The 18945-nt window shown below is 37.3% G+C and carries 20 protein-coding genes and 1 pseudogene; 3 read left to right on the top strand and 18 right to left on the bottom strand.

Annotated features, from left to right (window positions below):
- Window positions 1-3 precede the first annotated feature (3 nt).
- The 5 genes from IGI65_RS02070 to IGI65_RS02050 all read right to left on the bottom strand — a co-directional run bounded on the left by IGI65_RS02070 (window position 4) and on the right by IGI65_RS02050 (window position 4420).
- The gene (locus IGI65_RS02070; protein ID WP_438773087.1) at window positions 4-2451 is read right to left on the bottom strand and encodes an ATP-binding protein; all 2448 of its coding nucleotides are present in this window, start codon (window positions 2449-2451) and stop codon (window positions 4-6) included.
- Window positions 2438-2827: a conjugal transfer protein gene (locus tag IGI65_RS02065; protein ID WP_002360695.1), complete on the bottom strand. Its 390-nt coding sequence runs from the start codon at window positions 2825-2827 to the stop codon at window positions 2438-2440. Before IGI65_RS02065 ends, IGI65_RS02070 begins: the two co-directional genes overlap by 14 nt.
- An 82-nt stretch (window positions 2828-2909) precedes the next feature.
- On the bottom strand, window positions 2910-3623 hold the full coding sequence (locus IGI65_RS02060) for a hypothetical protein (RefSeq protein ID WP_438773086.1): 714 nt from the start codon (window positions 3621-3623) through the stop codon (window positions 2910-2912).
- A 60-nt stretch (window positions 3624-3683) separates the two neighbouring features.
- Window positions 3684-4187, bottom strand: coding sequence for an antirestriction protein ArdA (locus IGI65_RS02055; protein WP_002360699.1), 504 nt, complete (start codon window positions 4185-4187; stop codon window positions 3684-3686).
- Window positions 4188-4198: 11 nt separating this feature from the next.
- The gene (locus tag IGI65_RS02050) at window positions 4199-4420 is read right to left on the bottom strand and encodes a hypothetical protein (RefSeq protein WP_002298822.1); all 222 of its coding nucleotides are present in this window, start codon (window positions 4418-4420) and stop codon (window positions 4199-4201) included.
- 396 nt (window positions 4421-4816) lie between these two features.
- On the opposite strand from IGI65_RS02050, the gene IGI65_RS02045 reads away from it, so the two are divergent.
- Window positions 4817-6067: an IS110 family transposase gene (locus IGI65_RS02045; protein ID WP_002346915.1), complete on the top strand. Its 1251-nt coding sequence runs from the start codon at window positions 4817-4819 to the stop codon at window positions 6065-6067.
- Between the two features lie 138 nt (window positions 6068-6205).
- On the opposite strand, the pseudogene IGI65_RS02040 reads toward IGI65_RS02045, so the two are convergent.
- The 12 genes and pseudogenes from IGI65_RS02040 to IGI65_RS01985 all read right to left on the bottom strand — a co-directional run.
- Window positions 6206-6286: pseudogene (locus tag IGI65_RS02040) on the bottom strand (DUF3789 domain-containing protein); the annotation flags it as partial.
- A complete protein-coding gene (gene mobT, locus IGI65_RS02035; RefSeq protein WP_438773085.1) occupies window positions 6283-7467 on the bottom strand; it encodes a MobT family relaxase in 1185 nt (394 codons plus the stop codon). The gene mobT and the pseudogene IGI65_RS02040, both read right to left, overlap by 4 nt.
- 258 nt (window positions 7468-7725) lie before the next feature.
- Entirely contained in the window at window positions 7726-7893 is a 168-nt protein-coding gene (locus tag IGI65_RS02030) for a hypothetical protein (RefSeq protein WP_154898413.1), read from the bottom strand.
- Window positions 7894-7934: 41 nt separating this feature from the next.
- Window positions 7935-8099, bottom strand: a complete 165-nt coding sequence (locus tag IGI65_RS02025; RefSeq protein WP_002346900.1) for a hypothetical protein — start codon at window positions 8097-8099, stop codon at window positions 7935-7937.
- Window positions 8092-8766 carry a zeta toxin family protein gene (locus tag IGI65_RS02020; RefSeq protein ID WP_002360711.1) on the bottom strand — a complete coding sequence of 225 codons (675 nt, stop codon included), beginning with the start codon at window positions 8764-8766 and terminating at the stop codon, window positions 8092-8094. The genes IGI65_RS02025 and IGI65_RS02020 overlap by 8 nt, the downstream gene beginning before the upstream one ends.
- 77 nt (window positions 8767-8843) lie before the next feature.
- On the bottom strand, window positions 8844-10184 hold the full coding sequence (locus IGI65_RS02015) for an FtsK/SpoIIIE domain-containing protein (protein ID WP_002407829.1): 1341 nt from the start codon (window positions 10182-10184) through the stop codon (window positions 8844-8846).
- A gap of 82 nt (window positions 10185-10266) precedes the next feature.
- The gene (locus IGI65_RS02010; RefSeq protein WP_002297364.1) at window positions 10267-10602 is read right to left on the bottom strand and encodes a hypothetical protein; all 336 of its coding nucleotides are present in this window, start codon (window positions 10600-10602) and stop codon (window positions 10267-10269) included.
- A 9-nt stretch (window positions 10603-10611) separates the two neighbouring features.
- A complete protein-coding gene (locus tag IGI65_RS02005; RefSeq protein WP_002297365.1) occupies window positions 10612-10986 on the bottom strand; it encodes a YdcP family protein in 375 nt (124 codons plus the stop codon).
- Between the two features lie 12 nt (window positions 10987-10998).
- Window positions 10999-11313: a YdcP family protein gene (locus IGI65_RS02000; RefSeq protein WP_002297366.1), complete on the bottom strand. Its 315-nt coding sequence runs from the start codon at window positions 11311-11313 to the stop codon at window positions 10999-11001.
- Between the two features lie 112 nt (window positions 11314-11425).
- Window positions 11426-14650, bottom strand: a complete 3225-nt coding sequence (gene fss3, locus IGI65_RS01995) for a fibrinogen-binding MSCRAMM adhesin Fss3 (protein WP_438773084.1) — start codon at window positions 14648-14650, stop codon at window positions 11426-11428.
- Between the two features lie 418 nt (window positions 14651-15068).
- A complete protein-coding gene (locus tag IGI65_RS01990; protein ID WP_071857945.1) occupies window positions 15069-16256 on the bottom strand; it encodes a tyrosine-type recombinase/integrase in 1188 nt (395 codons plus the stop codon).
- Between the two features lie 47 nt (window positions 16257-16303).
- Entirely contained in the window at window positions 16304-16594 is a 291-nt protein-coding gene (locus IGI65_RS01985; protein WP_003128904.1) for a helix-turn-helix domain-containing protein, read from the bottom strand.
- Window positions 16595-16812: 218 nt separating this feature from the next.
- Here IGI65_RS01985 and IGI65_RS01980 point away from each other — a divergent pair, with 218 nt between their 5' ends.
- On the top strand, window positions 16813-17625 hold the full coding sequence (locus IGI65_RS01980) for a helix-turn-helix domain-containing protein (RefSeq protein WP_438773083.1): 813 nt from the start codon (window positions 16813-16815) through the stop codon (window positions 17623-17625).
- A 227-nt stretch (window positions 17626-17852) separates the two neighbouring features.
- Here IGI65_RS01980 and IGI65_RS01975 read toward each other — a convergent pair whose 3' ends face one another.
- A complete protein-coding gene (locus IGI65_RS01975) occupies window positions 17853-18332 on the bottom strand; it encodes a hypothetical protein (protein WP_438773082.1) in 480 nt (159 codons plus the stop codon).
- 127 nt (window positions 18333-18459) lie between these two features.
- On the opposite strand from IGI65_RS01975, the gene IGI65_RS01970 reads away from it, so the two are divergent.
- A complete protein-coding gene (locus IGI65_RS01970; protein ID WP_438773081.1) occupies window positions 18460-18903 on the top strand; it encodes a helix-turn-helix domain-containing protein in 444 nt (147 codons plus the stop codon).
- Window positions 18904-18945: the final 42 nt, after the last annotated feature.

The raw sequence follows: 18945 nt of genomic DNA, 5'->3' as shown, positions 1-18945 counted from the left end.
TCCTCACTCCATTCTCTTTTGAACAGGCGGGCGTGTATCAAAAGCATGGAAGAGTTCTTCAAAGACTGGATGCACTTGTACCACACCAACGCGACCATACAAGTCCTGCATCAAACATTGCCCATTTTCCAAATCTCGCAGACGCTTTTGATTGCTTTCATCCTCTTGATCAAGACCAAAGAATTCGAGTGTCTTCTTGATTTCATGAATATCTGTGCTTCGAAAGGCAAATTTCAGCCCAATGTTGTTTTTCAGACGTTCATCTAATAAATCATCACTATTTTGAGTGACAAAGTAAACGCCGGCATTCATAGCACGGCCAGCACGAACTAGTTTATTCGAAAGAGTTTTTCCTTGTGCGACTTGAAGGAAGCTCCAGGCTTCATCCAAATCCACGATTTTGAAAATTTCTCGATTGCTATGAATAAAATCCAAGGCAAATGTGGAGATAACAATCAACATGGAAACACTAAGCAATTCCATCGTAGTGTACTCTTCAAATGTAGTCTCCGCATCCGGCAAAACCAAATCTGCCACCTGAATGATATTCAATTGTTTCTCTAAACTAATCGATTGTGTAATTGAACCATCTGAAAAAAGTAAATGCGCAAAATCATAATCGGTAAACGATTCAATATGATCAGCAATATTTTCCGCAACTGGTGTCCCATCATTTCGAAGCTCGGTAATGACTTGTAACAACCCACGTTGATTGCTTTGGGTAACGGTTCGAATAGCTTTTCGTAAAACGGGAAATTTCTCTCCATCCCGACTAGAAATTCCAGTTAGAAAAGTCAGAATATCAATTGCTAGACTTTCAGAATCCTTCTTTTTCTTCATGATCACATAGGGATCAAGTAACCCTTGATTTTCTGGTTTACTGGTTAGGTTGAGGATATTAATTTCACTCGCAATTTCTGGTAAGGTTTCTTTCCAGCTACCACGCTCTCCTTTGGGATCAACAATCACCGCCTGACCGCCAAACAGGACAGCATAGTAAACTAAAAGATTATTACTAAAGGATTTCCCACCACCAAGTGAACCAAGAAAAGCGGCGGCCAGTGCATTGGTGACGGAACCTTTGACCCCTTGTGAAGCCAATGCCGGTTTAAGATAAACATTGCGTCCAGTATCCACATTGTAGCCAAAATAAATTCCCTCCAATTCTCCTAACATTTGGGTTGCCCCAAAGCCAAGCCCAGCAAGAAAATCAGAAGTAACATATTGGATATAGTCATTCATGTATCGCTTGCTAGCTGGCAAAAACTCTTCATGAAGTCCCATCATATCGCCAAAGGGACGAACCAATTTTACATTGGTATCATCATAAAAATCTAAAACCTCATCACACCGACGTTTTAATTCATCCAATGATTCTGCACTCACTCGAACAACATAGCTTAATTTGTACATGGATTCTTTGGATTGATCCAACGCTGTTTCTAGTTCATCCACGGAGTCCAACGCATCCAAGACATTGGAATTGGTTTCATTGTCGGACTGGTACGCATGGTTGTCTAAGTCTTTCAGTTCTTTTTTCTTATTGCGAACTGTCGCCAGTGCCTTTTTATTCGTCACGATTTCTACATTCATACTCGTGTCGATTGGGAAAGTGAATTGTTGTTGCTGATAATAGAAAAGTTCCGAGGAAGGAAACTCCATCTCACCGACAATCGTATTAATCGTTAGATAGGCCACATAAGATTCATGATTCTCGTGCTCCATTCGTAAATACCGTGGCTTCTCTTCAATCAAACATCGACTTGGACGAAGTAGGTCATATCGTTTTATCAATGTTTCAGATTTTAGCTTTTTCTTAGGTAGTTGAAATTCATATTCTTCAAACGGTGTTCCCTTTTCTCCATAAATATGTTCAATCAAATAAGTCAGATCACTAGGTGTTACTCGTCTTACTTTGAATCTACGAGCCAATTTACTTTCCATCAATTTTTCAAGCTTAGTATACCGTCGAATTTCTTCATTGGATAAAGAAACAAAATCACCCATCAAATGATGATTGACCCCATAAACAAACTCTTGAAGTCCGGAAAAGAAAGAGTTCTTGAGACTTTTCAGGTTTACTTCTTCATCTGTCACGATTAGTTTGAAGCCAATAAAAAAACGATAGTCAATTTGACTATCGCCAATCATAGATACTAAAGCATCCGTCTGTAAGTCGATTCTCTGTTCTGCGACTTCTTTCAAGCGACCAGTAATTTCCTTTTTTGATCGTTCCTGCGTGGCACGAATACTACTTTCTGTTGCAATCTGTAAAGCATGGATCTTCCCCTCACGATTTTGCGCAATCAGTTGACGAAAGTTATCATGAACTTGATATTTCTGTTCAGGAGATAAAAAAGAATAATTGTACGGAACTAGTTCATAGTATGCAAAACATTCGCCGTTTTGATTATAGACAAGATTATTTTCGATATATTTAATCGGGTACATAGCTCACACTCCTCACTAGGGTGATTGATTCATCCCATCGTTTTTTCTGTTTTTTGACTTTCTTTCCTGCAAAAGTAACCTTAAATCGCAAATGGTAACTAATAAAGGATCGTAAAAATCCTAATGGTTTCTTGCCATCAAATGTCTTTTGTGACATAAACCAAGTAACTGCCACTGGTATTCCTAAATATTTTAAAAAAGCCCCCTCTATCATAGATAGTGGAGGCACATGAGCAAACACAATGACAAACAGCAGGGATAAGACAAACCAAGCCATTTGGTTAAAGGTCACAGGAAAAGGCAGCTGAAAATCATTGATTGCGTAAATGACTTTTTCAACTGCCCAGATACTGGTGTAGCTTTTTATTTTTTTCATTAGTTTCACTTCCTAAAAAAGCGCCTGATAAAGACGACTCTGCATGAATATTAATTTTCTTTTTAAAAGTGTATTCCAACTTTCAATCTATCAACTGAGGTTTATCAGACCATAATCTGTGGATTTCTTGGTATCCAGCTGAAGTAATAAAAGTATATCTTTGTTGATATATTCTATCTTGAAAATCACTAAACCGTATTTTTATTTCCCATTTACTCACTGAATCTTTAGGGATACTCATTACTTCGTTATTATATTTTATCCAATATAATTCAAATTCTGTTTTTTTCCCTACTCTTAGAATATCTGTATCAATAGGCGCTGAAACTCCTAACGCATCCAGACTATCATCAATATGTTTTTGAGCCGAAAGTAATGATAATAGATTTACTTCATGGTCGTTTGTGTTGATAGTTTCTTCTAAATACACAAAGTCAATTGAAAAAGCCATTCCCAGACCTTCATTAATAAGCTCAAATGGTAATTTAAAAACATCATTTTCGTCAGACTTTACCATTTTACCAGCAAAACGGTGTTCAGATATTTTGGGTATAAGTTTTAAATAAGGGTAATAACTTAGACGGTCCTGCTCTTCATTTCTTTGTTTTTCATCAGCATATTGTTGCTTTGATAAATCAAGTGATTCCTCATGTTGTCTCTCTTGCTGTTTCATCGCTTTTTTATGTTGTTTATTTGTAAAAAAAAGTGTGATAAAACATACTGCAAATGAAGTTAGTACAGGGACAAATATGTCTATAAATGATTTAAGGTCAAAGTCAAAATTCATAATAATCATAACCTCCAGCATTATATATTTATCAATAATTATATCCCTAAACCTATATCATGAAAATGTTTATCCTATGAATTCAAATGTTCCTCTATTTGTCACAAGATAATTTCCTTCTAGTTCCAAGTCACGTCCATATGCTTCATAGTCAATATAGTTTTTCAAGTGTGTAGGCACCTCTCCCAAAGCACCTGTTTCTTCAATCAAATAATACGCCACATCACTCATATCGTTACAATCGGGATAACAGATAATATCATCCACATGCTCCACCATTTCCTCAAAAGAGTTGAAGAAAGCATGTTGGATTTCCAAAGCAACTTCACCAATCGGTGTTCCTTCTAGTTCCTCTGCTAAACCACACAACCGATTGATTTCCTCAATTGGTGTATATTCATCAATCTCAAAAGGCAACTCATAATCATGGATCGCATACTCTTCGTATTCGTCATTTAAACCAATCCGTTCTTTCACTTCGTCAAAATCGACAGGTGGGCTAAACCAAGCCCCCACCAATTCACCTTCGTTATATTTTCCAAGGTTCGCAATATATACACGCATCTGCTCCATAATGGTCCCCCTTACGCACCGACAATCCGATTAAACAAGTTGAGTAAGACATCTTTCACACCAGAAGCGTTGAAGACCAGTCCTACCGCAATCAGCGCAATCACCAAAAAACCAATCAGCTTGGAAAACTCACGTTTGAAGCCTAAAAATAAACCAATGACCACAATTGCCAATAAGACTAAAGATTGGGCATTGGTTAAAAACCATTGATATAAATTTTGTCCGAAATTCATTTTATCACTTTCCTCGTAATATATATTTTGAAGAAACTTTCATTCCTTCAATCGCCCTTAGGGGCTATTCCTAATATGTTTAAATAAAATAACGATTACTACTTGGATACTGTAGGATATTCCTGAATAATAAGTCTTGGAAAGGACTTACGGGAAGACGCTATCACCTTCTGCAGTTTTACTGCGACAGAAAGTCTGTGACCCGAACCGTTGGTATAACCTCCAACACACTAGCTGAGTCCATTGACCTCTACCAATCCTAGTAGAGATTGGGTGGCTTAGAGGTTTAATGAATGAAACTCTATTATGCGAGGCTGTCGTTAGACAACGTGATTCTGGGATATCCCACAGTACCCAAGCAATTTCCGAATAATCAATGAAAGGAGGTCCTTCCACATGAAACTATTTGTCGGTTTAGACGTTAGTTCTGAAAAATTAGATGCTTGCTTTATGACAGACGATTCAACTTGCTCTGTTTTAAAAGAAGCATCTTATGGAAATAGTCAACTTGGCGCAAGCCAGATCAAAGAATACATTCTCGAATTTTCTCAAAAATTTGAGATAGAGAGCTTAGTGATTGGAATGGAGGCCACATCTTTATATAGCTTTCATCCAGCTATGTTTTTTAAAGAAGATCTTGAGTTAAATCAATTGAACCTTATGGTTTCAGTTGAACAACCAAATAAAATTAAAAAGTATCGTGATATTTTTGAAGAAAACAAAAACGATCAAATTGATGCTTTTTATATCGCTGACTATTTTCGCATCCAAAGGCAAGTCAACTCCATCATTAAAGAGGAAGAATACCTTGCCCTCCAACACTTAACTAGAACGCGTTATCAGCTAATTAAACAGCTGGTTCGTACAAAGCAACACTTTATCGAAAACATTTATTATAAATGCAACACGCTTTCTAAAGAACTAAAAGCAGAAGGTGGATCCGTTTTAAGTGCCACATTAGTAACTCTAATGACGGAAGATTACACAATGGACCAACTTGCCGAACTGTCATTAGAAGAGTTTGCGAACCTAATTCAAAAACTAGGGAAGTATCGTTTTAAAAATCCCGAAGGAATTGCAAAGGCAATTTCTAAAGCCATACGTAGTTCCTACCGGTTAGGAAAAGTCCATCAGGACTCTGTAGATATTGTTTTGGGTGTTCTAGCCAAAGAAATTCGTAGTCTTGAAAAGTTAATTAAAGACTTAGACAAAGCCATTGACGATTTAGTCGTTGTGCTACCTGAATATCAATGTTTAACCAGTATTCCAGGAATCGGTCCTGTTTATGCTGCGGGTATACTCGCTGAAATTGGCCCTATCAATCGCTTTTCAGATGAAAGCAAATTGGCTAAATATGCCGGTTTATATTGGCGACAGAACCAATCAGGTAACTCTGAGTATGAAAATACTCCTATGGCCAAACGAGGCAATCGTTATCTCCGTTATTATCTAGTTGAAGCCACCAACTCCGTAAGGAGATACGAGCCTGAGTACCATGCGTATTATAAGAAAAAATACGCTGAAACACCCAAGCATAAACACAAACGAGCCATCGTACTAACCGCAAGAAAATTTACGCGTCTGGTGGATACGCTACTACGTAACCATCAACTCTATATGCCACCAAGGAGCGTGATAGATAAATAACAGTATGTTATTGACGCTAATCCTTGGAAGTACCCGAAAAAATTTTTAATTTTGGTCGGGTTTAGTTCAGTGCGCTTCAAAAATTAACTACCTTTAAAAATCTTTTGAAAAATTATCTTGACTTATTACCACTAGACTTTCCATTACTCGATCTGCAGCCGCACTTGTATGAATTAAGCACATCACGGTAATACCAAGCATACTGCTTCCTCTTTTCATATAATCAAGTTTTCTATTGCCATACTTTGTTGTTCCAAAATCTTTTTATGCCGATCCGATAGCTGAGCATTCTGTACCATATCAAGAATATAAGTCGTCTGATTTAACCGATCTAACTCCTTAGCCATCTTCCACGTAGGTGCTACCTGTCGACCTAGCCAGCTCAGTGTTCGCTCGATAGTATAAGGTTTGGGGTCAGAAGTCAGTTGAATTTCCTTGCGATTTCGCCCGATAAAGCGACCCCATCGTTCATTTAGTGGCCAGTTTGTTCGCCGTTTCCCTTCAACTTTATCCGTGAACCGTAAGTAACGGTTGATAATGGAAAATGTGGTACCCTCAATACTTCGACCTTTTAACAAGTCTTGTATTGCATGGTAGGCACGGTCATTTTTCAATCGAATTTCAAAGCGATTCTTCGTTTCGCTCTTGTCTAACGGAATTCCCAATTTGATATATTGTTCATAGTCTTTTTCGTATAAACAAAAATAAACCTCACTCTTAAGGCTTCCGATATACAAAGTATTTCCCATTCCATCCTTTTCATCCGCTTTCAAAAGTTCACCCGAGCGGTAACTCTTAAAGGTGCGAAAAAGAGAAATGCACTCTTCATTCTGACATTTTTTCGTCAACTCAGGAATATTCAATAATCCAACCCGATCATTGATTGCCAAATCCAACCGTTTCATGACACCTCCAGCTTTTAGACAATCATCGAAAAAATCATACCAACTACGTTTTTGAGCGAGTAGAAAAGTTTCAAATTGCCGACACCCTCGCCCTTTTAGTTCCAAAAGGACTCCTTTCTCTTCCTCATGAGAAAGCATCACCACAATATCACCCATGATGTATTGTTCTTGGTAAGAATAGAAGGCATAGTCTTCATGAAGCATATAGTCAAATTTCAAATGCAAAATCTCTTGCACAATTTTTTGAACATCCGTTGTCGGAAAACGAATCCTTACATAATCAAACAGTAACGTCAAAGGCAAATCGGGATTGAAACTTTCCAGTTGGTCAAAAATTTTTCTCATAGTTTTTGTAGATGCAGTTACACCACCATTTTCGATTTGATTCAAATAGGCGCGACTCAATCCACAAGCAGTAGCTAATTTATTTTGAGAAACACCATATTGATTGCGCCGCTCTTTTAGTAAACGATAATCTAAGTTCTGTTGTACCAAGTTTTCACCTCCAAATAAGGTGTTAACTTTTCAAAATGAGTTAACACCTGTTCAAATAGCTAACTATCCTCGTCATGACAACCATTCTTAATCGCTGCTTGCTTGTTTTTTGTGTTTTTGTACCCCCCTGTTAGATACGGGGGGGTGAGACATCATGGCCGGCTAACGCCGTCCATGAACAGGCACAGCACCACGGAGGATTTCTGCTTCGCGAATCCTCCGCGGTCAGCGCCTAACAGTCAGTTGTGTTGGTTTAGGTTACTCATCTGTAATACCATTTACTTCCAACTCTGCTTTCATTTCTAACAAGTATTGACGAATATCCGGTTCTTTTGCTTGGTCCGCAATCCGCTCAAATTCTGCAATTACTTGGTTTATTTCAATTCGAGCATCCGTCTCCTCATTCATTGCAAAGAAAAAAGCCAAGAACATTTTGCTCTTGGCTCATACATTATTAATTTGTCCTACTATTTTTTATTTAATCCAACTAATTTCCTTTGTTTTTCATTGGCCTGATCGGCTACATATTTAATCACCGTTTTGAACTCTTTTGCAGTAGCATTTTCCGATAAATCCGCAATGCTCTTATTGTATTTCTTTACAATTTTCGTTACTTGTTCTTTATCAGTCATGTAATTGAACCTCCAAATCTTTCCTACTATACCCTAGTGGTAAAAATAATTCTAGATTGTCCGCAGCATAATGAACTTCGGAAATATTATTCGTATAATCTTTTATTATGATATGAAGCAATACATCTGGATGTTTACTCTTTACTTTTGCAATGTTCTCTCTTGATTTGAAAAAAGCGTTAATAAATGCCTTTTTCGGCACATGACGTCCCTCTGCAATTTCACGTTCTTGTGTAAATTTCCAAGCGATTTTAGGGTCTTGATAAACGTAGAAAATCGTCACTCGAAAATGTTTTTTCAACGCCCGCGAGATATTTTTTTCAGCACTTAATATTGCAAAAGTTGCATCCAGAATAAAAGAATAGCCATGATCTAAGACATATCTAAATGCCTGCTCTACCAACCAAGAAGATGCTTTTTGAAAGAGACTAGAGTTTTTTCCATTATAATCAGGAAACTGGGTGCGAAAGTAATCCGCATCAATAATCACATGGTTATCATAATTCTCAGCTAATCCAATGGCAACCTCTGATTTTCCAGCTCCAGGACTCCCTGCCATAAAAACTGCGTCTCGTCCAACTTCGGGGGATTTCCCTTTGATAATATAAGAAATAAACTTATCCTTATTTGCTTTTGCATACTCTAAATAAGAATCATTACTTTCCATATTAATTATCCCCTTTCTTCCTACTATATAAAAGTATTATACGTTACTTGAAGTATAAAGTCAGTATTGAAGATCACTCAATCATTCATCTTTTCTAATTTACTAATTGAATCTAAGAAATCATACCCTTTTGGTACAAGTGGCGTATAAAACTCACTAATCACACTGCCACCTGTATCCACATAACCTCGACCTTTGATGTGCTTCATAAAGAAGTTTTTTTCGACCTCCCCAAACATCATGGAATATCCGAGTTCACTCATACGACCCAAAGCCACGCGAAAGTTGAATTGATCGCGGATTCCGTCTCCTAAATATTTTGCATCCGGCCTTTGGCAAGCCAAAATCAGAAAGAAACCAGATTGACGACCCAACATCACGATTTGTTTGAGCTTATTCAAAATCACCGCACTTTCTTTCGTCGTTAACATCTCCATATAAGCCACGTATTCATCAAAGATTAAAAAGTTGGGTGGAAGTCCAAGATAGGCATAATTCTCTCCTGTTTTGTAGTTAGACATTTCTTTCATTGCCTTGCTACGAGCCATCATACGTTCATAGAAATCTTCCACACAAGCAGAAATTTCTTCCTTTTGTGAATAAACATGAGGCATCACCGTACCTAAATCAGCTAAATCTGCATTTTTGGGATCGAGGATAAACAATTCTGCATCTGACTTCAATAGTGCTTCGATAATGGTGAGGAGGAAATAGGTCTTCCCTCCACCTGTGCCACCAGCGATTAACATATGGGGTAAAGAATCATAAGCCCATACTTGATTTTTCATCAATCGCAGAGTCCCATTTTCTGCCACTACTTCGTCTATCCCAATTCGATTGGCGATCATATCATACAGTAAAGTATACTCCACATAGGAGTCTTTGAGTTCCTTTTCTACTAACTCACAATACAGTCCGCTTTCTAACTTCTTTTCCAATTTTAAAAGCTGATCTTGGTATTTCCCAAGTGAAATTTGAACGCGAATAGACAGTAATCCATCTTTCATTCGATAATAGATTTTGGGGAAGTAACTGATAGTCTCTCTGGTTCGGCTACTATTCAAATCTTTGAAAAAGCCTTCACTTTGAGTTTGTTTCACTTCATACCAATGGTTCTCTAGAATCATCCGAGCTAGCTTTTGTCGATGCCACAAGCTTCGCCAATGATCAGGAAAAAAGTGAATATAAAGCAATATCATAGCTCCTGAAAAAGCGAGACTTCCAAGCAGACATACTAAATCTTTTATAGACCAAACGATTTCAATAGTAGAAAGTGATAGCTTAGAAATATCAAATTGTCTAAACTCTTGAAAATAAAAGACGCTCATCCAACCGATGAACAGAGCGAGTAGCCAGCCAAGAACAAAGTGATAAACCAAGTGCTGATCTCCTGCGCGTATGCGATGTCCTTTGTACATTTTGATGGTTTCCACCTCCAATCGAAAAAGCCCAATAGGATTTCATTAGGCAATTTCAAAAAGTTATGCTAGTCATTTACTGCTACGAGGAGGGGAGTTGTTTCGTTTCAACCAATTGATTTAAAAAGCCTTCAATGGCATCCGGCATCTCCACACCAATTTCTTCCAAAATGGATTCTGCCTGCCGACATAAGTTTTCATTTACTTCGACAACTATAAAGAAAGACTCTTCTTCTCCTAACCAGTCTAGTACATCAGAGTCTTCTTCACTGTCGCTATTTTCTCCAAGTAAACCTTGATGTATAATCAGAAACATTTTTTCATCAGAGGTTAATGCTTTAACGAGTTGTTCCTCAGTCAGCTCGCCTTTTCCATATTGATCGAGACAATCTAAAATATGTTCAACATTAATTTCCATAATCTTCACCTATTTCTTTCTTTCATTTTGGTTCGTAGGATTTCCTTGATTCGGCTGCCGCTTCAAGACTAAATCATCCGCCTTAATGAACCAATTAACGGTAGTTCCTTCTCGAAAAACATAATTGGCAACGGTATCCACGATTGGATTGACCAACTCTACCTCTGCATCATAAGCAAACTCGCGTAAGGGTACATTAGCTGGGATACTAACTTGAATCATTCGCCCTTGTGCAGAGGATTTTAAATTATAGGTTCGTTCTTTTACCTCATTACCAATTGTTCCATCCTCATTTTGCTTCCGTACTTCTCGGCGTAATGCGGAAAAACGCAACTTCCCAAATGTTAAACCTGAATCTACGACAATACCTTCTGTTAATCTCATCTTCTTTTCCTCCTATGCTTTCACTAAATCATCAACATACAACACGTAATCAGTAAACCCACGATTCTCAATCTCATAGCCTTTGGCAACCAAATGGGGATTCACGGCTTTTAGCGGTTGGTCTTGATCAAAATCCTTTTCACCGGCTTCCGCAGCTACTACCACCTCAATATCATCGGCCCGTTGCTTACTGGAATACAAATGATAACTGCGACCAATCACCGTAGTATTCCGTCCATATCCTTCTGTTATAATTTCTCCTTCACCGGCATAACTTAACTTTCCAAAGGTTTCAGCCATATCTGGCACGACAAATTTCAATTCCATCTTCTTTTCCTCTTTTCATTGTTAGTTTTGGATACAAAAATAGCGCGACTACTTTTTTAGGAGGCGGTCGCGCACGTTGGTTCTTAGGATTTACTTGTATCATCTCATCACCTTAGTTCCGGCGATTCCAGAAATAATAGCCCGCCGTCGCAAAAATCAAAGTAAAACCAATGAACAGTAAAACATTGGAATTTTTCTCCCCGGTTTGAGGGAAGGTCTTCACTGTGGGACTAGATTCTTGAGAGCCACTTGGAACAGTTGGTGTTTCCGGTTGTTTCGGCGTACTTAGTATGGTTGGAACTTCTTTTGGTGTTAAGGTTTGAGATTTTTCTTTCAAATCTTCATTGTGTTTTCCATTGATATTCCCATCTTTATCGTAATTGATTTCCGCAAAAGTAAACTTGGTTCCTTCTGGATATTTTCCGGTATCTACTTTTTTCGCAAGCACAGTTTTGGTGAATTCTTTATCATTTACTTCATAATCAATCTTGCCAGATTTCCAAATTTCTTTGTTTGTACCATCCGGTAATAAAGCATACAGAATTGTTTCGAAAGCTTCTTTTGAGCCATCCAGTACATCATGAGTAATCGACACATCATCAAACATATCCACCACATCACCATGAGTAAAGGTCTGAGAACCGTTTTCTAGGTGGGCCTTTGTTTGGATAGAAACATGACGTTCCACCGTACAATTAACAGTTTGGGCTTGATTATTCAAGCTAACATCCTTCGCTACTGGCTTATCGCCTGCTTCAAAAGCTTCCTTATTTTCATACACATAGTTGAATAAGACAATAGTTTTATTTAAAACTTGTTCGGCGGTTAATTTATGCTGAATTTTCCAAGTTCCTGTTTTCTCTTTGTTCGCCAACGTTGCGCTTGTTTCTGCAATCACCACTGGTTTGGCTTTTTCATCTTTTTCTTGGGCAACTTTTGTCGCATCCACATCAATGGCTTGCGCTACCACATACCAGTCTTCTTTGATTTCATGTAGATTGTAACTCAATTTATCAACTAGCTCGGTAGAATCCAGAGAAGTTAATTCTTTGTTTCCGTCTTTCCAAGTCGCAAGAGAAGTTAAACTATCTTCTTCCTCAGGCAAATCATAGAGCATTAAACGGTTCAAACTAACAGAAAATGCTTTGTTCGTCAGCTTCTCGTAAGGAACGGTCACCGTTTTAATTGGTTGTTTTTGGTCTTGTTCGGTAATGGTAAAGACATACTCACTCTTCACAAAGTCTTCTTTGTTTTCCTTAAAAGTAGAACGGATTTCTAATGGCGTAATCTTTTGAAAACCTTCTGGGGCTTCTACTTCTTCAAGTAAATAATCCCCATAAGGAAGATTTTCAAACTTGCCATAACCATCAAACCCTAATTGCTTGTTATAAGCTGTGGTCGCTTCATCTTCGGCACCTGTGATTTCATTGGTCCCTTCCAATGGCGACACTTTAAAGGTCAGATCATTGAAGCCAGTTTCGGTAGTGCCCGCAGCTGATCCAGCAAATTTAAAGAAATCAAAGCCAAAGCGAATCACTTGTTCTTTTGCCGTAACATCTCGGGTAATCACGGCATTTTTTTCGCTATCATCCACCTTTTTGATGGATACAGGATACTTTGTTTCATCAAGGCTATATCCTTCGGGCGCTTTTGTTTCTTGCCAATAATACTCGTTGATAGCTAAATGTTTAACAGCAACTTGGTTCTTTTCGTCTAAACTCAAAGTGACCGTTTCATCAGAAGCTTTCGTTCCCTTCGCTAACTCTGGTTTAAAAGCCTCACTCCATTTAACAGATTTTCCATCCTTAGCAGTAAACAAGGTGTATTCAGCACCCTCAAAGACTGCCTTACCTTGTGCTTTATCCCCAGTATCTTTGTCTTCTTTCGTCAGAGTGGTTTCTCCAGTGATTTCTCGGTTTTTCCCTGTTACATTACTCGTAACAAGGGCTATGGTTTGATTGTCATACTTCAATTCGACTTTTACGGGTTTGAACGTATTCACAAAGCCATGACTAGCTTTGGTTTCAGTCACATAATAGGTTCCCAATTCCAACGCATTAGCAATCTCTTTTGGTGTTTCTGCATGACCGTTTTCATCCGTTATCATTTCTTGAACGATTTCACCAGTTGGGCTATCCTTGCGAATGGCAAACGTATTGCCCACTAAAGAGTAATTATCGTTCCAAAGATCACTCCTTGTTTCAACTCCGGTTTTATCCAGAATGATTTGACCTTTTTCTCGCGTATTTTTTGAAGTCACTGAAATGGTCTCGCCCGCTTTAATCGTAGCGGTCATGGATGTAGTATCAATCGTATAAGGCGCCGGCACTGATTTTTCAGTAATGGTTATCTTTGTACCATGAGGAATCCCATCCAATGTCGCAATGCCTTCTTTATCGGTAGTCACATCTTTTGCGGGTAAAGTTTTTCCAAAGTCTAAATGGAAAACCGTTCCTGGTACAATAGCACCTGATTCTTTATCAATTTTTTTGATCTTTAAAGAACCCTCTGTTTCCACATCAATTTTGACCGTGAAAGTGTTCGGTTTATCAATCGCCCCAGCCATTACAGTTTGATTCCCAGCCTTTTTATATGAAACTGGAGTTCCATTACCTGCCGTTTTTTTCAGCGTCAGTGCTCCCTGCTTTGAATTTGCATTTGGTGTAATCACCAATTGATTACCATTAACACGATAATCAACATTTGCGGTATTTTGAACCACTTCATCAAATTCAGACAAGTTTACGCCGCCTGTATCCGTCACAGTAGTCGATTGTCCTAAAACTGTTTTCAACGTAGAATTATGAAAACTTGGTTTTTTCTGATACTCGTCAATTGCTCGATTGATTTTGGACTCAATCTCAGAAATGTTTATCGAACTACCATCCGGTCTTTTGATGGAGTTTAAAGTATAGCCATTAACTTCTTCCCAGATCATTTTTTGTGCAACCATATTGGTATCCATATCAGTCCCTGCATATTTCCAAAGAACTGACACTAATTTTGCTTTTTCTGACATAGATGGTAATGGATTTTTCTCATAACCAGGTGTGACTGCTGTAGGAATTTTAACCCCTGGTTCAATACAAAATACTGTCTGCTTTTTACCGTTGTATTCTGCATATAATGTTGTTGTTACTTCTGAAAGTATACTTCCATCACTAAATTTTCCGTTTACTTCATAAAGCTTATTCATGTCATAGGTAATCGTCACTTCATGCGGATAGTCAAATTCGTTCGCGAAAGCAATTGTAGGAGTAATTGCTCCTACAATTGCTTGAACAGCCAAACTCAAAATAGTTAATACACATAATTTCTTTTTTTGTTTTTTATACATGAAATGTTCTCCTTTCAAATTAAGCACAAAAAAATAAGATGCTCGCTTGAACATCTTTGTTTATAAAATCTTTTTAAAATATTTATTGACTAAAAAGAATGGATTTGAGAATGAATGAGCCTAAAAATTAATCTAAAATACGAAATATACTGCCTTTAAATTAGAACACATTTTAGAACACAAACATTTCAAATTTAATCAAATATAATAAAATACATTTACGGGAAAACCTTTATAAATCAAGGCTTTTCAAACTTATTCAATGATACGAAGACAAAACCAGGTCTTAAGAAAGCACGTAAAGCATCTCAATTTTCAAAACGTTAATCGTTGTTATACCAACGATTTCAAGCACTTTCCATTCAGTTGGAAGGTGCTTTTTTTATTTTGGTTACGAGTTTGGTTACGACTATTTTTCTCAACTTGTTTTTTGCCGATAATCCTCCAAATGTTTGACGGTTTCTTTTTGAACTTCTGGATTTACATGTCCGTAAACATTTCGTGTGATTTCAGATGTTTCCGCATGACCGACTAGAGATTTTACAATTAAATCATCGACACCATTGTTTAAAAGGTCACTGACAAAGGTATGCCGCAAGCCGTGTGGTGTTATTTTAGGAAGGCCGAATTTCTTTGAAAGGGCATCAAGTTTGTTGTTAAGATAGTCTGGATGCAAAGGTTGATTCAGTTCTCCCTTTTGAGTCGTATAGGTGAAGATAAATTGATCATCGGTTGGGAAAATATTGACTTGTTGAAGTTCATTGAATTGTACCTTTTTCCATTTTGCCAATAAATCAATGACGGAATCTGCTACTGGAATCGTCCGAAAGCGATAAGAGTTTTTCATTCCTTTTACACGTTCGTATTTTCCGGTAGCTTTATTTTTCACCAATTTATGCATGAGGGAAATCGTCTTGTTTTTGAAATCAATATCTGACCAGACCAAGGGATAAATTTCTCCTTTGGCTGCTCCTAATTGATAAACCAAAGAAAGTAACGTATAGTCTCGCACCCCATATTCTTGTTTCATCAAAGTTAACACCTGTTGAATGAGTTCCTTGGAATAATATTTTTGCTGACGTTTTTCTTCCTTTTTGTTTTTTAGGTCTGCATTTACAGGCATCTCCAACAAATCATAGGGATTCTTCTGGATATAACCTTTCACTAGGGCATAGCGTAATACTTGTTTGGTGTAGGAGACACAGTGTTTATAGTTAGCGTAAGGTTTAATCCCTTTTTCCTCATTGCCAAATGCCCACAAAATTTGGGTATCTTCTAATAGGTCATAGGTAATCTTATTAATTGGAATATCCCCTAGGTAAGGAAGAATCCGCTTCTTAAAACAAGTCTTAGTTCGATCCAAGGTGGATTGCTCATGATGTTGGGTTACCGTGTATTTCTTATCCCACCACATTTGGTAAACCTCTTTGAATGTATAAGAACCTTTCTTCTTTTTCACTTCTCCTTTCAATTTTTTTAATTTTGCTTCTGTTTCTAAAATCTCTGCTTCGTGTTTGCTGTCCGCATAAGCCACGTATCGAGAAGCATCTGCCCCCATATAAACATTGACTTTATACGAGCCATTTTCCATTAGACTAATTGCCATTTCTATCTTCCTTTCAAAAATGGCATATCAGTATCACTACACACTCATCATACAGCGCCTTGCTGTGCTTTGGAATACTCCCTTAGCCATTTATCTATCTCTTCTCGCTGGAATCGTACAACACCCCAAAGATGTATCATGGGAAGTCCTGCATCAATCCATTTATCAAGCGTGTTGTTGGCGATACCTAAATACTCACACGTTTCTTTCTTTGATAAATAGCGATTCTCTAAATGTACGGCTATTCGTGCGTTTCTCACTTCATCTACCATTAAGGTATACATATATTCTCTTAAACTCGTCTCTTGATCAGGCGAAAGTGTAATTTCAACTGCCATTGATTGATTTACCTCCAATCTAGAAGTGAAAAGAAGAAAGGTGCTATTCAGTTTTCAAAGGGCGCGTCAAAAGTACTTATAAAAGTACTTTTGTATATCGTACGCCTAATCCAGTAGAATGTCAACAAAATAAAGTTCGAAAATAAGTACTTTTATATTTCGATTATTAAGAAAATTTGATATGATGGAACTAGAAAACTATCGGAGTGATGAGGATTATGAAAGTCGATCAACAAAGAGTAGCAAAAAAAATCCGTGAAATAAGGACGGATTTAGGCTACAGTATGGCTCAGTTTGGTGAGTTAATCAGTAATTCTCCCAAAACCACAGTTAATAATTGGGAGCGAGGGATTAATTTACCCAAAGAAGACAAACTCAAAAAAATCGCCTTATTGGGTAAGACGACTGTAGAAGAGCTATTGTATGGGACACCAGAAGAAGTACTAACCAATTTATTGAAGGATCATTTCCAGTTACAAGTGAATCCAGCATTTCTACAACAAATGTTGGCATTTTTGAAACAGCAAAAAGTGGATGTTTATGATGAAATGACGATTATGGAGTTCCTGCAAGGGATTATGGATTCGGGTATGCTAGTGGAAAGAAACGATCCATATCTAACGTATTCCAAAGTTGAAGGAACAGAATCGCTTTATACTGCGGCCGCGGCCAATGATCCATTGGATTCATCACCACGTTATTATGCCTATGTAGACGTTAAAAACAATCGAGTTCATTTGTTACCCTATACATTTGCGAAACGACAAAAGTATTTGTATCACAATTTACCGGACTTAACGAATCAAGTGACGATTGACTTCTTTACCCGAGCTTTTCTATTGTTGGGGATTGATTTGGAAAAATCGAAAATTGTTTATTATGGGATTGAGAGAAGAAGAGAATCTTCGAATATTGTGGAATTTAGATATGATAGCCAATCATGTGTATTTGAAACTGTAGAAGTAGTGGAAGGGGTGTCTTCATCTTTTAAAGCTGAGCTTATGAAGATGACCCTCTATTTGAAGAACTAGTATAAAAAACCAGTCAAAATTAGTATTGACTGGTTTCTTGTTATACATAGAAGCGTGCTAACTCGATCTATGTATTATTCTCTTTGTAGTTCTTTTGGAATAGATAAAATATACTTGATGTAATCCCGAAGCTAAATGCTAAAAAGTATACTTCTCTAATTAAAGCCACGATCATCAATATAACGAAAAGATATTGAAGACGTTTTAATCTTGCTTTCGTGTTTCTTTTAGATTCCATAGAAATAGTCATCGAATCCTACCGCGGCTGGAATTCCTGCAGCAGCAGCGATCCCTGCTCTCCACCACCATCTGTTTGCTTTATAGCTTGCAACTGATAGGCCAAATCGTTTATGTGCCTCGCTTGCTGCCCAGTGACCAGCTCCATAACCGATTCCTACAATTGCAATTAATTCTAACACATCATCAAGCCCGAATATACGTGCATTATGGTTACGGTTTAATAAATTATCAATTTGTTTTAACTGAGCTGCAGTTGGTGTAAAATTTTTTGTTTTATCAATGGAGTTCAACTCGTTGTCTGTGAGGCCAAATTGTTCTTTTAAATCTGAATTAGTTGACGCTGGTACTGTTTGTTCATCTGTACTGTGATTTTCTGCAGCAAAAGTTGTCAATGGTGTTAGACTGGTGCTTAGTGTTAAAATAGTGGTTAAAACAATGCCCGTTTTTAGAAAAATTGATTTTTTCATTTGAATCGCTCCTTATGAATTTTTTATAAAGTAATTGGGATTACTCGATAAGTATCGCGTAATATCGGGAAATAATCTGTCAAAATCACTTTGCAAACCTTTGGAATTTAATATTGGAGGGCAAGTTATGGAAGAAAAACTGAGGAATTTAAGAAAAGCAGCCGGCTATACGCAAGAAGGACTGTCTACCAAAATTAATGTTTCGAGGCAAACCATTTCTAATTGGGAAAGAGGTTACTCTACTCCAGATACAGAAAACTTAAAGATAATTAGTAAATTCTATGATGTTCCAATTAGTTATTTTATAGATGATTCTGTTAAGATACTTCAATCTACTCTGAAAGAGAACGATGACATAATTAATCAAAATTTTTATTTTCTATTGTTAGTAGCAATCGCTTCTTTCTTTACACCATTAGCAGCATTTATTTTGATATATCTGACCTTGGAGTTTAAAAATAGACTAAAATTGAAAATATATCACAGGTTTTTATATTTAGGAATATTCCTTTCTGTTTTAAATATATTGGTTATTCTTGCAGTTGGTGTTGATTTAATTATTTCTGTCTAAACAAAAAATTGCTTGCTAAGTTTTGTACTCTAAGTTTGAATA

Origin of the sequence: Enterococcus sp. DIV0755b (genome assembly GCF_051713765.1) — a bacterium.
Classification (GTDB): Bacteria; Bacillota; Bacilli; order Lactobacillales; family Enterococcaceae; genus Enterococcus_C; species Enterococcus_C canintestini.
The sequence above is the reverse complement of the archived record's forward strand: the minus strand, read 5'-3'. Positions and strand labels throughout refer to the sequence as shown.